Raw genomic sequence first — 14,203 nt, 5'->3', positions numbered from 1 at the left:
CCTCTGCTCGGCCACGGTTAACTCCCTCATTCGAAGGAGTGTCAAGCATCAACCGAAGTAACTGTCAACCATCAGCCAAAACACCGTCAGGCATCACCCGAAGACAAAACGTCACGCATCAACCGAGGTCATACACACTCACAGCAAAGTGCCCCCGGCAGGATTCGAATTAGTCGGCCGCCCGAATCTGGCCATGTGCGACCACCTGCGAAAATAGCCATCTACCAGGCACTTCATCCCCTGCGATAGTTCGCTAGCTCCGATGGCAATCGCTGGCAGGTACTGTAGGAGATAGCACGAGGATCGCACGAAGGGGAAACCACATGGCTTGCACCAAGGGCAGTCGAGGATGGGGCCACATCCGCAAACTGCCGTCCGGCCGCTTCCAGGCCTCGTATGTCCACGACCTAGTGCGGCACAACGCGCCGGTCACCTTCTCCACCAAGCCCCGCGCCGAGGGTTGGCTGGCCGACGAGCGCAAGCTGATCGAGTTGGACACCTGGACCCCACCGGCCAAGCGGGCAGCGGCCCGCACAGCCCGAGTAGTCACGGTCGGGGAGTACGCGGCGCAGTGGATCAAGGACCGGCCGGTGAAGCCGCGCACACGGCTCATGTACGAGTCGCTGCTGACCCACCACATCAAGCCGAAGCTGGGCGCGCTGCCCATCGACCACCTGACCGCCGACCGGGTGCGTTCCTGGTATGCGGGCCTGGGCACCGAGCGCACCCGCCGGAACTCTCACGCATACGGGCTACTGCACGCCGTCCTGGCTACCGCCGTCAAGGACGGCCTGTTGCAGGCGAACCCCTGCCAGATCGAGCGCGTGATGAACCCGCAGCGCAAGCGCGAGCCGGTCATCCTGTCGGTGGCCGAGGTCGCCGCCCTGGCCGATGCTGTACCGGAGAGGCTGAAAGCGGCTGTGCTGGTGAGCGCTTGGTGCGGTGTGCGGTGGGGCGAGTTAATCGAACTGCGCCGCCGGGACATCGACCTGGACGGCGGCGTGATGTACGTTGGGCGCGGAGCCACCCACCGGGGCGAGTGCCGCATCGACACCCCGAAGAGCGGCAAGCCCCGCGCTATCGTGGTCCCCCCGCACATCCGCACCGACCTGAAGCACCATCTCGACGTGTTCGCGGAGAAAGGCGCTGGGGGCTTGGTGTTCCCGCCGCAGCGCGGAGGCTGCCACCTCAACGATAAGGTGTTTAGAGACGCAATTGCCAAGCCGCTCAAGGACATTGGGCGGGACGACCTGCGCATCCACGACCTGCGACATTTCGCTGGAACACAGGTCGCCCGCGTCGGCAACCTCGCGGAGTCGATGGCGCGGCTGGGTCACTCCACCGTCAGGGCTTCGCTGATCTATCAGTCCGTGGTGTCCGGTAGGGACGCTGAGATCGCCGCTGCCCTATCGGCTTTGGCCACTGACGCGCCCTAGCCCAAAGTGTGACAAAGATCACAATAGACCTCTGACCAGGGAAGACCAGGGGAGCGGCTTCTCGAATATTGTCAATATCCCTGATGGCGCAGCATCTTTCGGCATTAGCCCTGGATGTAGCCTCGGTGAGGCGCGCTGGACGCTGCCAGCCAGCAGCTTTCCAGCAGGGGTCAGCACCACCGAGGAAGAAGGAACCCAGTGAGCAGCAAGCCGGTATCCATCCCACTGAAAGATGTCCACCCGAGATACGGCATTCCCTATTCGACTGTGCGCCAGTGGATTCGGGAAGGACGCCTGAAGGGCTACCGCGTGGCAGGTGGCCGTCAGGTGTTCGTCCGCGTCGATGAGCTAGAGGCGCTGTTCGTCCCCACCCACAGCGACTAGGGCAGACCAAGCGGCAGGACGCGCACACACATTCCGACCCAACCCCGCATCCGAAGAGAGGACGGAGCGCAATGACACGAAAGGTCGCCCCCGACAATGTCATTCGAAGACGTGCCACCCGACCCCGAAAAAGGAGGAGCGCCGGGTCACGACTCCCGACGCTCAACCAACCCCAACAACACGAAAGCGATTCGCAACTACCACGATACCACCACGTCGTGGCGACTAGGGTCGCAGGCCGTCTCCTGGTGGGAGGTCCATCTATGGCGCGACCGTATGCTGACCCAGCTTGGCGTGCAACAGTTCCCAATGGTCGGAACACCGGCCTGGTGCGCGCTTGACGACGACCACCCGGAAAAGATCGCCGCTGTCTTCGATGCGGCTCAGCATTGGGCGCTCCGAGTGGACACGGCACAGGAAGAGCTAGCGGCGGCATCGAAAGCCGTTGCGGCTGCCGCGGCCTGGACGGCCATTGCGAAGGCCAACCGCGACCGCGCCGAGTTCTACGAGCGGCGACCATTTCTACGGCGAGTGGCCACGGACGCGAACGTCGTGGACGCCCCGCACGACATGACCACCACCACGCTCGCCACGGCCACGGACGCGAACGTCGTGGACGCCCCGCACGACTTGACCACCACCACGCTCGCCACGGCCACGGACGCGAACGACATGGGGCGGAGCGCACGCGACGCGTCCACGACGCTCGCCGCCGCCGCGAACACCTGGGCCAGGCGGGTGATCGTATGACCGGCAACGGCTTCGCACCGCAAGGCAGCTTCTCGGTGGTCACGCTGGCCGACGTTGCGCCGGAGCCTGTTTCGTGGCTATGGCCAGGACGCATACCAATGGGCAAGCTTGTCACGCTCGACGGTGACCCTGGCGTCGGAAAGTCAACGCTGGCGCTGACGCTCGCGGCGATGGTCTCGACCGGCGGATTGTGGCCTGACAGAACGAGTTGCGAGTACCCCGGCGACGTGATCCTGATGTCCGCCGAGGACGGCCTCGCTGACACCATCCGGCCGCGCCTGGACGCAGCCGGAGCCGACGTGACCCGAATCCATGCGGTGCAGGGCGTTCCGATCAGCGAGCAGGAACCGGACGTGATGCGGATGCCGACGCTGGGTGACATCGCGCAGCTACGTGACACCATTATTGCCACGAATGCTCGCCTGGTCATCATCGACGTGCTGATGGCATACATACCGACAGGGGTGGACTCACACCGCGACCAGGACGTGCGCCAAATCCTGGCTAGGCTGTCGGCGCTGGCCGAATCCACAGGCTGCACCATCCTGCTCCTGCGGCACTTGAACAAGGGCAAGGGCGATGCGCTGTATCGCGGCGGCGGTTCTATCGGCATCGTGGGCGCGGCCCGCGTCGGCCTGGTGCTCGCCACCGATCCCGACGACGCCGACCTGAGGGTGCTTGCGCCGCTGAAGAACAACCTCGCGGCAGCGCCGCCTTCACTGAGCTACCGGCTTGTACCGGATGACCTGTTTGACGTGGCGCGGGTCCAGTGGGTCGGTGAAAGCCTGCGCAGCGCAGCGGAGTTGCTGTCGGAGCGTGAAGACGATAAGGACGGCACGCTCAGCGAGGTCCAGGGCTGGCTTGAGGACTACCTGATGCAGGAGGGGCCGTGCCGGTCCCGTGATGTCAAGGCTGCGGGCCAGAAGGAGGGGCACTCGCTTCGGACGATCCAGCGCGCAAGGGAGAAGCTGCGCGTGGTTGTCCGCGAGAAGGGGTTTCCCCGGCAAAGCTTTTGGGAGCTACCGCAATGACCAGTCGCGCCAGCACTCAATACCTTGGCACAACTGGCACAACTGGGGCTGAACTGGGAAAACACTTGGCACGACTGGCCTTCCAGTGGTGCCACAGTGGTGCCAAACAAACCCGCAGGTCACGCCCAGTTGTGCCTGTCGTGCCAGTTGTGTCAGTGCCCTGGGGGCACCCACCGCGAAGCGGGTCTCTAGCAAACACAATTAGCACAGAAAAAAGATCGCATGACTGAGGTCTATTTCGAGCAGCTAGAAGACGACTGGTGGGAGGTCAGCTTCGATTACGGCCCTGAGGTGGTGGCGTTTCTCAAGACAGTGCCGAAGGCGCATCGCAACTGGATGCCGCGACGCAAGGTGTGGGAGGTCAGCCCCCGCTATGCCGTGCCGGTGGTCCAGGGGCTCGAAAAGCTGGGCTGCGAGGTCTTCGGCATTCGACTTGCCAGGGCTGACGAGGCGTCGAGCGGGGAGGGCCGTTCGACACGATGACAACGGAGCGATGGCGTGTCACTGAGCCATATGGCTCAGTGCTCCGGTGGTCACACCCAACGTCTCGCCGGTCACGCCGAACGTGGTCCCGACGCCTGTGCCGGTCACACCCACGCCTGCGGCTTCCGGCATCAACATCAGTCCGGCGCCGTTTCAGGACGCGGCGACCATCGCACACGAGAGATGTACTCCGGCCTGGCCGCACATGAGCGGCTTGCCGCATTCCCTGCACCTGGGCGCGCTCCGGCATTTTCGTGCGAATCTCGCTGGCGCGGTGCGTAACCTGTGGTCCATATTGAAATGACAACGAGCACAGAGCGTTTGATAGTCGTCTACGCAGATGCTGTACCAGCAATTCCGCTGTGGCTCCAGGCGCAGGTTCTCCGGCCGTGCATCTGGCCGCAGCGCGGCTTGCAGCCGCCGCGTCGAGCGGCAGCGTGAACAGCAGGCGCCCAATCGTTTCCGCGCCTCCCGATGAACTGCCTCATACGACATATGCGCAGTTTGGCATGCGCCGGGGCTGCGCGGCAACCGCTCGTGGTGCCAGCGCCGCGACTCAGTCAAAATGACTCAGCGAAGGACGACAGCAACGTCATCGACATCGACCCAAAGGACATCGGCGTTGACTGAGGGCCGGGACTGAGGGCCGGGAATCGGCGGGCTCAGCCAGCGGCCCGCTACGATATAGGCGTAAAGGAATTCCTTTGCGGCACAACCGGAATGGCTCCCCACATGCGCGCCGTTCTGGGTTAGGCTGGCGAAAAGTCCTATCGCACAGGAGGAACACCATGACGCAGCCTGCGACCAGGCCCCACCAGCGCGCATTCCCGCCCGCTTTGCCATCCTTCGATGAGGCCGCCGTCGGTGGTAGCGACCCGATACAGCACGCTGCCCGAGTGCAGGCAGCCGCACGGGAGCAATACCACGCCTGGCAGCGGTCGTTCAGTCCGAACGTGAGTCCCGAGGACCGACGCGACTCGGCGAACTTCTTCGCGCTGTCGGATGCGGCGTCGGCTTTGCCGCAAGCCCTCGACGCTGCGCAAGCCCACGCAGACGAAGCCCAGGCCAAGGTCGATGACCTGCTTGAGGATCAGCACGTCGGTGATGATGTGGCGAGTCAGATTGCGGCGCAACGGGTGTGGGCGCGCACCCAGCGCGTACTCGACTCGATTAGTGACGGCGCGAAAGTCGGTGCGGCAGCGCGTGACTTGGTGAAGAACGCGCCGGAGTCGGAACTGCCGGTCATCGCTGAAGAGTTGGGCGCGTACCTGACGAGCCGTGGCGTTCCGACCGGCTGGTTGAATGGTGCTCGCGCGCAACGGGTGCCAGGTGCCGATGACGTGCGCGCTGATGCCGCCCTCAAAGCTAAGCGGGTGGCCGCGCTGAGGCAGGGCCACAACTCGCTCGTCAAGGCCTTCGCGGCTGGGACGCCCGCGCCGGAGCTGGTGGACCCGTACAGCCCGTCCATCACTGCCGACGATTACGACGGCAGGCCGTACAGCACGACCGCCCAATAGCTCATGGCCACAGGCGAGAACGCTGGCGTCCCGCAACGTCTGCTGCTGGAAGTGCCGGTGCCGCAGCGGCTCTCGGATGAGACGATCACGCAGCTTTGCGACACGGTTTCAGCGCGGCTGCGCTACCTGCTGTCGTGCGAATTTCAGCGGCGGAGCAGCGTGCGGCTACAAGTGAGGATTGACGCCAGGAAGGCGGCGCGGGCTGCGAGGCTCGACGCGGCTGCCCGAAGGGCTGAGGCTGAAGAGGCGCAGGCTCTGGCCGCTGCTGCGCAAAGGAGGCGTGTGACAGCGTGATTGACACGGCCTGGTTTCAGATGCTTTCCGCGAAGGTTTCCTCCTGGCCTTCGGTCTGGGCCTGGCCGCTTCGTCCGCCCGGGGCTGCGTCCCTCACCCACATGCCGGTGGGGGCCTGGGCGGGCGTGCTGGCAGCGGGAGGCTGTGGATGCGTCGAGGCGAGGGCCATGCGTTGGTGTCGGCCCTTTGCTTGGCTCCCGGCCCCCCGCTGCCAGGTTCTAAGCGGAACGCCAACCCGTCTGGCGCTAAAAGGTCACCGGATGAACGTAATCCCGCAGGTCAGACACCTTCGGCCAAATTGGCCGAAGGACGACACCGATAACGCTTGTGCCAACTTGGCACAAGCGTCTGCGGAAGAACGCAAGACCCGCAGCGTCAAGGCGAAGTTCACCGGCATGGCGCACTCCACGTTGGCGAAGATAGAACACAACGTCGGAAGGAGTCGAAATGGCTGATGCGCCAGCAGAATCGAAGGCGGCGGGTTCACACAGGCCGCTTACGGAGCAGATCGAAGGGCAGGACTTGCTCACCGCTTGGCGCTCTGGTCGGCTAGCGCCGCTGGGTGCGCCCGCTCCGCCGCCCAGAGCACCGCGTGACCGGCGCGGAATGCCTTGGTAGACAACGTAAGGGATGGGAGAAGACGATGGCAGAGAACGTGAAGCCTACCGGCGCGCAGGACGCTGCCACGCAGGCGCGTGCCGGTGAGGCACGGGTGATTGGCAGCGACCAGGACCGGTCTGCGACCGGCGCGGCGGACGCGGCGAGCGGCCTGGACACACTGAAGGGCAACGTCGCCAGCCCGCCTGGTTCCGGCCCTGAATTCACCAGGGGTTGAAGCGATGAGCGCGCTGCTGGCGGTCGTGCTGGCCCTGTCGTTGGTGGCCAATGTGTTTGCGGCGACTGAGGTTGTGCGGGCGGCCAAAGAGTGCGGGTTCTGCTTTCGCCGCCGGGTGCTATGGCGGGTGACACCGACCGGGCTGACCGTGGCCGGTGCATCTTCCAGGCCTTCTCTTTCGTGGCCGACCATCTATGACAGGCCCGCTGATGCCGCCCGCTGAGGCCCGCCATGGCTTACCGCCAGGCACTACAACGGATGGGCCTGTTGGTGCCTTCTGTAATGCTTGCGGTGCCAAGGCATTCGGTGATGTCAGCGAGTTGGAGGCGTTCGCGGCCAAGCATGTGTGCGCCGTTGCCCAACGCGTGGGCGAATCACCCTGCGCCACAACGGCACCCGACGCCACCCAGTGAGGTACTGCGACACCATGATTCACCCCGGCATTGCTGCGTGAATGCGACCGGCGACATCGACAAGCCATCCGGCCATCCGATGCGACATCTTGTCTCCTGCCCCCGTCCGGCCAATTTGGCCGGACGGGGGCGGCCATCCCTGGCCTGGTCACCATCCACCCCACTGCCAACCATCCCCCGGCCGGTTCACCATCCGGCGCACTGCTCGGCGCGAGTTGACTTGCTGAGTGATTCTGGGCCACAACACCATCCACCGGCACCGGGCACCATCGCTACAGCAAAGACCGCAGCCCCCGTAGCAAAGAACCATCCGGTCAACGCGCTGACGACCACTCCCGCCACCCACCGCGACGGTCACCATCACTGCAGGTCAGCACCACCCCCCACCGGGGTAGACCCCCTCCCCCCACCCCGGCGGCCCACATGGCCGAAACACGCGATCTGGCTCGGCACGCATTTCCGCACCAATCGGGCTGGGGCTGTGGCAAACCGGCGCGCCGCTACAGCAAATGGGCTGGTCGCGCTATGCTGCTGGCATGGCGAAAACGATTGCGGCGCAGGAGCTTCTGTCGGCGCTGGATGAAGAGCTTGCGGCGTCGGCGAAACGTGATGGGCGCGACCTTGTTTGGAGCGCGGCTGAGCGCGAGGTGTTGGGCATGATTGGCGATGCGGTTGACCGGCGCGAAGAGTTGTCGGCGGCGTACGAGGCGTGCCAGACGATCTCTACCCGGTTGAAAATCGCAACGGAGTTGCGGCTGACTGAGCAGGCGATTGCGCGGCTGTTCAAACAGATTTCGACTGAGGTTGCGCCGCCGCTGTCGGTTACGTCGCTGAAGGCGCAGCGCGCAGCCAATTCTCGATGGAATCGCGAGCGTATGGCGAAGGGCGGCTGATCATGCCGATGGAACGTAACGGCGTGCCGAATGCGAAGGGCGAGTTGAGTATTCACGCGCCGGGGGCTTATCGGCGTGTGCTTGAAAAGCGCTGCGAGCGTGAGCGTTTCGACGTGGATGTGGCGTTGTCGGACATCGACGGCGACGAGTTGGCTGCGCATGAGCGGAGTTACCGGGCGCGGGTGACGGCGCTGGCTGATCAGCGGCTCGCGGCCGGTGAGCCGGTGCGCGCTCAGTCGTGGGAGCTGCCTTCGGGGCTGCATGCGCCGTTTGAGTCGTTCCCGATAGGTGGTCAGCGCATTTTCGTCGTAACACCCGATGACACAATCACTTTGGTCCCACGCACGTCGAGAACCGCATCATGATCGTTCCAGGCAAGAGGAATTCAATCGAGCAGTCCGGCGGCGGCGCGCAGACGGAGCCGCCGCAACGCTGCGGCAGCGCCGCGATGTTCGCCCGCCCAGGAGAGCCTGAACCCAACTGCGTCGTGGGCGAACGGCTACAGCAGCCGCAGGCACGGCCTAAGCGACCACCGACGCGAACCTTCAGCGACGCTCGCGAGCACGGTTTGGCCCATCCAGAGGCACTGGACTTGAGCCGCGACGAAATCGAGGGTCTGTTCTCCTGAGCCTGGCACCCGGCACCGGGGCCGAGCGTCCCGCTCGCGGCCGAATACGGCTTGCCTGGTGTCCCAGTGGCCGGGAAGGCTCTGCGCGGCTGCGCGGGGCTGAGCAATCTTGCTCACGCCGGGCCTACCGGACGAACGCAGCGCCTGCCTGTGCCACCTGTTAGGGGGTCCATTCTGGTTGTACTTGGTAGTGGGTTGTAACGGTACCGGGGCCAGCGGGTACCACTGAGGCATCGAGCCACCATCCCCGGCCTTGATCGTCGAACGTGCAGCGTTCTGTTTGGCCGACGAGCCTATGAAGGTCGGCAGGGCATGAGACTACGATCTGTCTGTGGGCCGCATTGGATAGCTGCGCACTGCTGTCCTGAGACAGTTGCTGTCCCGTGAAGAAGAGCGGAGCAGGCGGGTCGGGCAGGCCCCAGCACGGATCATGCGTCGCCAGTTGAATCAGCCCGCAAGGCTCTACGATTGGGCCGCCAAGATCGCCCTCGTGTGCGTCACAGTCTCCGCTATGGCTAAAGGTGCCGTCGTTGCACCATTGGGCGTGGGCTTGAGGCGCAAAGAATAGGTCATCCACAACCCCGGCGCCCACAATGAGGCCCGTGCTGACGAGCGTGGTCGCAATTAGTTTCTTCACGGCCCATTCCTGGCAGTCCGCTGGGTTAGCTGCGCGAGAGGAACGAATCATATCCATTAAGCGAGCTTCACGGGCTGTATTCCGGCAGCGGAGCTTGACGCTCCCGGCCTAACGGGGCCTGGGTGGATAAAGGCAGGTACCGGCCGAGGGGTCCGGCGGCTCTGTGGGGCTGAGCAACCTTGCTCACTGTGGGCACCGCGAGGTCTGAGCGGGAGCGGGGAAATCGGAAACCCGCGCAAGGCCCTGCCGACGCAGGTCGGCTTACCACGCCAATCCAGATGGTGGTCACGAGTTATCAGGGTTGGCGAGATAACCGGGCATAGAGAAAGCCCCGACCGGAGCCGGGGCCTGAATTCGGTTGGGGGCCTTAACTGGTGAAGACCTCGTACCGCGCTTTCATCTTGCGCTGGATGCCTGCAACCTGTGACGCGTCGACCATGAAGAAGTCGCCCGTGCCGAGAATGTCCAACTGCGCCAAGCTATCTGACTTCCATTCGCCGGTCTTCACGTTCCACCGTTCCGCCGGAGCGAAGAGCCACTTGTCACGGTCACCGTCGCCGGGGGCGTCGACCCGCAGCAGCTTGGTAGCCGGTCCTGGCCCGCCGTTGGAGTAGTAGAGCACCCCTGGTCCACCTTCCTGCGGGAAACCCCACACCAAAGACAACGCTGATAGCGGCCGGAATCATCCGCCTGGGGCGGCCAGATTCTCATTGAACTCGCCGCCCCGGTGGTTGGAATCTCCTTGTCTGCCCATCGGGGAACTTCAGCGCGAGGGTCGCCTGCGAAGGGGACTGGCTCAGGTCAGCCTAAGTCTGTGGGCAGCGTCTTCTAGATCGGCACGGAACTGGTCGAGGCTCGCGAGCGTGTACATGCCGTCAATCTGCCTGTTGACCCAAAGTGTGTGGATGCGTCTGAGGTCCGCCTGACGGGACTTCCAGCCGATACCGTCGATGGCTGCGAAGACGAACTGTGTCGGTAGCCGCACCTCTGCCATTTCCTCGATTTCGCGAACGGCGTCGGTGAGTTTGCTGCCCGTGGAGTCGAATCCCTTGGCCGCGACCACGATCAATGCGTTCTGTTCGGTTGGGATGATGAGGTCGGCAGGAGCCGTGCGGTTGTTGCGTCCGGTGTAGCGGGATCGGGCGACCCATGAGAGGCCGAGGTCTTCCGCAATCGCGGCGATTTCGTCTTCTACCTTCCGGCCGGATGCCTGACCGCCAAAAGCCGTAACGCGGCTGCCCGCTCGCGCAATCAAAACGTCGGCAAATCCATATTTGCGGTCCTGTTGCACACGAAGCAGGCGCAGCAAGTCGAAGTCTGCGTCAAGCATGTTGATCAGATCGGCGGGGCGCGTTCGGGCGAGGGTCACGAAACCTGATGTGTCAAATTTGTCTCGGAGGGCATTCTTGAGTTTCTCCTGAGACAGTCCGACGACCAAGCCCAGCACCGACACCCAATCTGGGTGTGCTGCGGCCCATTCCGACATAGACGCGACGTCAATGTCGGCGACGTCATCGAGACTTCGAACGGCCTCGCGGATGTTCTCGGCTTCGGGTGTCGATGCGGTCGGGTCTACGTGCGCTGTCAGTCGTCCCAGTGACGCCAAGTAATCTTCAAATGGAACCGGATCACTCATCAATCCCGTCCGATGAACAAATACTCGCTGACGTCACGCCGAGCCGCCGCGACATGGGTGCCGAAGCTGTACTTGTGGTCGATCGCGATTATTTGCACCGACGGCTTGACTTTGCCCAATAGATCGAGAATTCGGTCGGCACCGGGAATCGCGTTTGATGAGTACGAAAGCACAATCGCGCCCGCCTGCTCGAAGTGTTCGAATGAACGTAGAAGGGCATCCTCGATAGTGCGTTTGTAGGCGAACGGGGTGAAACGCTTTTCGAGTTTCTTGGTCTTCGTATGTTCCATGATGTTGACCCCTCGCCAGTAGACGCTTAGGCCTTCGAGGAAGTGATACCGCTTGATGTAGTCGTTGTCGTCACTTGGCGGAGCGTACGGGGGATCGAGGTAAACCAAATCCGGTGTAGTCGTGGGGATGTCGAACACTTCGCCCCGTCGCGCTCGGCTGCGTCTACCGTTGCTGAATACGGTCGCGTTGTAATCGGCGGCGCGCTCGCGGAAGTGTTCGCGAAGCGTCATTCGCAGGTCGCGGCGTCCGTCGGCGTATTTAGTGCCGTCGGTGAAGGTAAACACTCCGCGGGGTTGCTTTCGGGCCGCCGACAGCACCAGGGCGGCGATCGCCAGGTCTTGCCGGTGACCACGCAGCGTGTCGATGTGCGACCAAGCCGAGTCGAGGAACTGCCGATCCTCCGGGGTGAAGTACAGCCCGTCAAATTTGGATTGAATGAAGTCGCGGTCATCAGCTGGCGGCCCACATATCTGGTCGATCAGGTCCGGTTCGAGGCGAGCGGCTGAATTCTGGACTGTAGCCGCCGCAATGACGGCGGGAAAGTTGAGGAAATCGTTTGCGGTGACTTCGAAGCCCTGAACCTTGAGTAAGTAGGAGACAACACCAGAGCCGGAGAAGGCATCGACGGCGGTGCTGCCGCCGATCTCCGCGAAGACACGTTGGAGGTGCGGCAAGAGGCGGTACTTCGACCCCATGTAGCGCAGTCGGGGGAAGGTTTGGGCTTTGGCGACAATGTCGGGTGAAGTCACCTCATCATCTTCTGGTGCCATCCCGACAGATTCGCATAGGACGAGCGCATCCCTGGCACTTCGGCGCGGCGCGCCGTCGATTCTTGGTCTGTAGCGCCCGACTCTGCCCGAAGGTCTGCTCTCCGTGTCTCGGAGGAAGTGCGACGGCGGTTGGGAATCGAAGTATGGACTCGAAGCGGCTGGCAACGTCCAACTCGTCGAGCGACCTGGGCGACCGCCGACTGAAAAGAAGCCCGGTCAGGGGGAGGCTCGGCGGGGCTTGAATCTTTGGGCTGCGCCAACTGACAGCCGCGAATCGCTGGTCGAGTCCCATACATCAGAGGCCTGGCTTGACCGACGCTCTCACAGGGACTAGCCGCATTGGCTGGTGCGTGTCGGAGTGGATCACTAGCATGCTGACCGTGGCAGGGAGGCCGTCAAGACTCCGTTCGGTCCTTACCTCTAGGTGGAGAGGTTGCGCTCGGAACCCGGCGTGCAGCTTAATCATATAGTGGGCCATGGGAATTAAACGAATCTAATCAAATAGGCAAGTTCCATGGAGGTCTCGATGGTCGGAGAACCGGGAAATATCGATTTCATATTTCGGTTTAGGGATCTTGTCGCCCCGACGGTAGAGGAACACCGGAAAGTCATCCAAAGAAACGGGACATGCTGGTGGGGGTGGTGGAAACGGCCGTCCGAAGATAGTCGGCAATCAGTATGGACGGAGTTAGACAACGCGATTCGCGACAGCGGATCGCAACAAATAGGACTATTCGACTCCGGCAAGAACAATGTGCGGCCCGCAACGGTTGTACAAATTGTAAGGCCACATGAAGAACACGGGTCCGCTGTTCTTGTAGATGTACCGGATGGCGAAGAACATTTGATCCCGGCTTACTATCGAAAGAGCCCCTTCAGCCGTGCATGGATGAAGCTGTCAATGATCGGTGATCCGATCGAATTTTTCGACCATTATTCTTATGCGGAAGCGCCATCATTACCGAACTATACTCCGGTCACGCTTGAGCAATTTAGGGGAAAAGTCATTCTCTCAGCGGAAGAGTTGAGAGGGATGGACACCACAATTTGGAAAGTACGCCCAGCGGCCGATACCGATTCCAGAAAGTCGATGATACTCGGTGTGCCTGCGCTCCCATGGGCGATCTCGGCAGAACCCGTGAGATGTAACTCCGATGTCGTGCTTCATATCACAGATCCACACTTCGTCGCTCCTGGTCCCGGAACAAACCGCTCGCAACATGTGTGGCGACTTGAGAGCGAGGTCGACGACGAAACGAGGCCGACCCTCGTAGAAGCGATAAGTCGAGCACTGAGTGGAAAGACGGTTGGCTTAGTAGTCGTTACCGGCGACCTCACGTTTATGGGTAGCGAAGAAGAGTTCAAGGAAGCTAAAAAGAATTTATCGCTGTTGCTCGGTATACTCAATCTAGGGCCAGATAATTTGGTCATTATTCCCGGCAACCATGACATTGTATGGAGCACAGACGATACATACAAAGATGGGGCCCAGGTCAACAATGCACCAATTGCCGCGAAGGAGAATTACAAAAAGTTCTATAAGGACCTCTTCCGTCACGAGCCTAGTGTCCACCTATCCATGGGCAGAAGGTTTTTACTGCCCTCGGGTCTAACTTTGGAGATTTGTGCGTTAAATTCATCGTCTCTTAGTACGGGGAAAGATTTCCTGGCAGGGATGGGCAAGATTGACGCAGCAAGCTTTGATAAAGTCGCAACTGATCTGGGTTGGACGATGAATCCGCGAACGTTGGCATTACGCCTTCTCGCTATCCACCATCACCTTGCCTTAACGGAAGACGCCGAGCAAGCTGATGGCTATTCGCGTGGCTATGGCATAGCCGTGGATGCGGTAGGAGTACAGAGACTGGCGGCGAGACATGGTGTTCAATTGGCTCTTCACGGCCATAAACATCGTTCTTTTATTTGGCGGTCTTCGATTTACGAACTTCCGGAGCGAGCGAACCCGCGGTATAAGCTCGGTGATCTATCAATCATTGGCGGCGGGAGCGCTGGCTCTAAAGAAACCGATGGCGAAAGCAATTATTTTAATATTCTTTATTTTTCGCCGACTGACCTACTTCTCCAAATTTGGCGCTCAATACAGTGTGGTGGATTTTCTCTTATGCAGGAATGGAAAGCATCATTAGAAATTGACAGCGAACAAGGGAGATTAATGTTGAATGACTGGTCGTTCGTGAGGTAGAT

The 14,203-nt window shown here is 61.9% G+C and carries 17 protein-coding genes; 14 read left to right on the top strand and 3 right to left on the bottom strand.

The genetic code is table 11. From position 1 onward, the window contains the following. Nucleotides 1–323: 323 nt before the first annotated feature. From AWC19_RS12735 to AWC19_RS29085, 13 genes are all read left to right on the top strand, one after another. A complete protein-coding gene (locus AWC19_RS12735) occupies nt 324–1,436 on the top strand; it encodes a tyrosine-type recombinase/integrase (RefSeq protein ID WP_085078423.1) in 1,113 nt (370 codons plus the stop codon). Nucleotides 1,437–1,634: 198 nt separating this feature from the next. After that, complete coding sequence (locus AWC19_RS29100; protein ID WP_158090862.1) at nt 1,635–1,820, top strand: helix-turn-helix domain-containing protein; 186 nt, start codon at nt 1,635–1,637, stop codon at nt 1,818–1,820. A gap of 96 nt (nt 1,821–1,916) precedes the next feature. Beyond that, nucleotides 1,917–2,570: a DUF2742 domain-containing protein gene (locus AWC19_RS12730; RefSeq protein ID WP_085078422.1), complete on the top strand. Its 654-nt coding sequence runs from the start codon at nt 1,917–1,919 to the stop codon at nt 2,568–2,570. Next, nucleotides 2,567–3,601, top strand: a complete 1,035-nt coding sequence (locus AWC19_RS12725; protein WP_085078421.1) for an AAA family ATPase — start codon at nt 2,567–2,569, stop codon at nt 3,599–3,601. The genes AWC19_RS12730 and AWC19_RS12725 overlap by 4 nt, the downstream gene beginning before the upstream one ends. A gap of 222 nt (nt 3,602–3,823) precedes the next feature. Further along, nucleotides 3,824–4,084, top strand: a complete 261-nt coding sequence (locus tag AWC19_RS12720) for a hypothetical protein (RefSeq protein ID WP_085078420.1) — start codon at nt 3,824–3,826, stop codon at nt 4,082–4,084. A 46-nt stretch (nt 4,085–4,130) separates the two neighbouring features. Next, nucleotides 4,131–4,388: a hypothetical protein gene (locus tag AWC19_RS29095; RefSeq protein ID WP_142281138.1), complete on the top strand. Its 258-nt coding sequence runs from the start codon at nt 4,131–4,133 to the stop codon at nt 4,386–4,388. 649 nt (nt 4,389–5,037) lie between these two features. Next, nucleotides 5,038–5,601, top strand: coding sequence for a hypothetical protein (locus AWC19_RS12715; RefSeq protein ID WP_142281137.1), 564 nt, complete (start codon nt 5,038–5,040; stop codon nt 5,599–5,601). A 3-nt stretch (nt 5,602–5,604) separates the two neighbouring features. Then, entirely contained in the window at nt 5,605–5,895 is a 291-nt protein-coding gene (locus AWC19_RS12710; protein ID WP_085078418.1) for a hypothetical protein, read from the top strand. Nucleotides 5,896–6,538: 643 nt separating this feature from the next. Beyond that, nucleotides 6,539–6,730 carry a hypothetical protein gene (locus AWC19_RS29090; RefSeq protein WP_142281136.1) on the top strand — a complete coding sequence of 64 codons (192 nt, stop codon included), beginning with the start codon at nt 6,539–6,541 and terminating at the stop codon, nt 6,728–6,730. Between the two features lie 4 nt (nt 6,731–6,734). Continuing rightward, nucleotides 6,735–6,953 carry a hypothetical protein gene (locus AWC19_RS12705; RefSeq protein ID WP_085078417.1) on the top strand — a complete coding sequence of 73 codons (219 nt, stop codon included), beginning with the start codon at nt 6,735–6,737 and terminating at the stop codon, nt 6,951–6,953. A 726-nt stretch (nt 6,954–7,679) separates the two neighbouring features. Then, entirely contained in the window at nt 7,680–8,036 is a 357-nt protein-coding gene (locus tag AWC19_RS12700; protein WP_142281135.1) for a hypothetical protein, read from the top strand. Next, nucleotides 8,003–8,401: a hypothetical protein gene (locus tag AWC19_RS12695; RefSeq protein WP_158090861.1), complete on the top strand. Its 399-nt coding sequence runs from the start codon at nt 8,003–8,005 to the stop codon at nt 8,399–8,401. The genes AWC19_RS12700 and AWC19_RS12695 overlap by 34 nt, the downstream gene beginning before the upstream one ends. After that, entirely contained in the window at nt 8,398–8,664 is a 267-nt protein-coding gene (locus tag AWC19_RS29085) for a hypothetical protein (protein ID WP_142281134.1), read from the top strand. The genes AWC19_RS12695 and AWC19_RS29085 overlap by 4 nt, the downstream gene beginning before the upstream one ends. A 1,004-nt stretch (nt 8,665–9,668) precedes the next feature. Here AWC19_RS29085 and AWC19_RS12690 read toward each other — a convergent pair. From AWC19_RS12690 to AWC19_RS12680, 3 genes are all read right to left on the bottom strand, one after another. Continuing rightward, nucleotides 9,669–9,923 (bottom strand): hypothetical protein, encoded by a 255-nt coding sequence (locus AWC19_RS12690; RefSeq protein WP_085078414.1) that lies wholly within the window; start codon nt 9,921–9,923, stop codon nt 9,669–9,671. Nucleotides 9,924–10,097: 174 nt separating this feature from the next. Beyond that, entirely contained in the window at nt 10,098–10,937 is an 840-nt protein-coding gene (locus AWC19_RS12685; protein ID WP_085078413.1) for a DpnII family type II restriction endonuclease, read from the bottom strand. Beyond that, nucleotides 10,937–11,998 carry a DNA adenine methylase gene (locus AWC19_RS12680; RefSeq protein WP_245848923.1) on the bottom strand — a complete coding sequence of 354 codons (1,062 nt, stop codon included), beginning with the start codon at nt 11,996–11,998 and terminating at the stop codon, nt 10,937–10,939. Before AWC19_RS12680 ends, AWC19_RS12685 begins: the two co-directional genes overlap by 1 nt. 514 nt (nt 11,999–12,512) lie before the next feature. Here AWC19_RS12680 and AWC19_RS12670 point away from each other — a divergent pair. Beyond that, nucleotides 12,513–14,201 (top strand): anti-phage phosphoesterase, encoded by a 1,689-nt coding sequence (locus AWC19_RS12670; protein ID WP_085078410.1) that lies wholly within the window; start codon nt 12,513–12,515, stop codon nt 14,199–14,201. Nucleotides 14,202–14,203 lie beyond the last annotated feature (2 nt).

It is taken from the genome of Mycobacterium palustre (assembly GCF_002101785.1).
In the GTDB taxonomy this organism is placed as follows: Bacteria; Actinomycetota; Actinomycetes; order Mycobacteriales; family Mycobacteriaceae; genus Mycobacterium; species Mycobacterium palustre.
The sequence above is the reverse complement of the archived record's forward strand: the minus strand, read 5'-3'. Positions and strand labels throughout refer to the sequence as shown.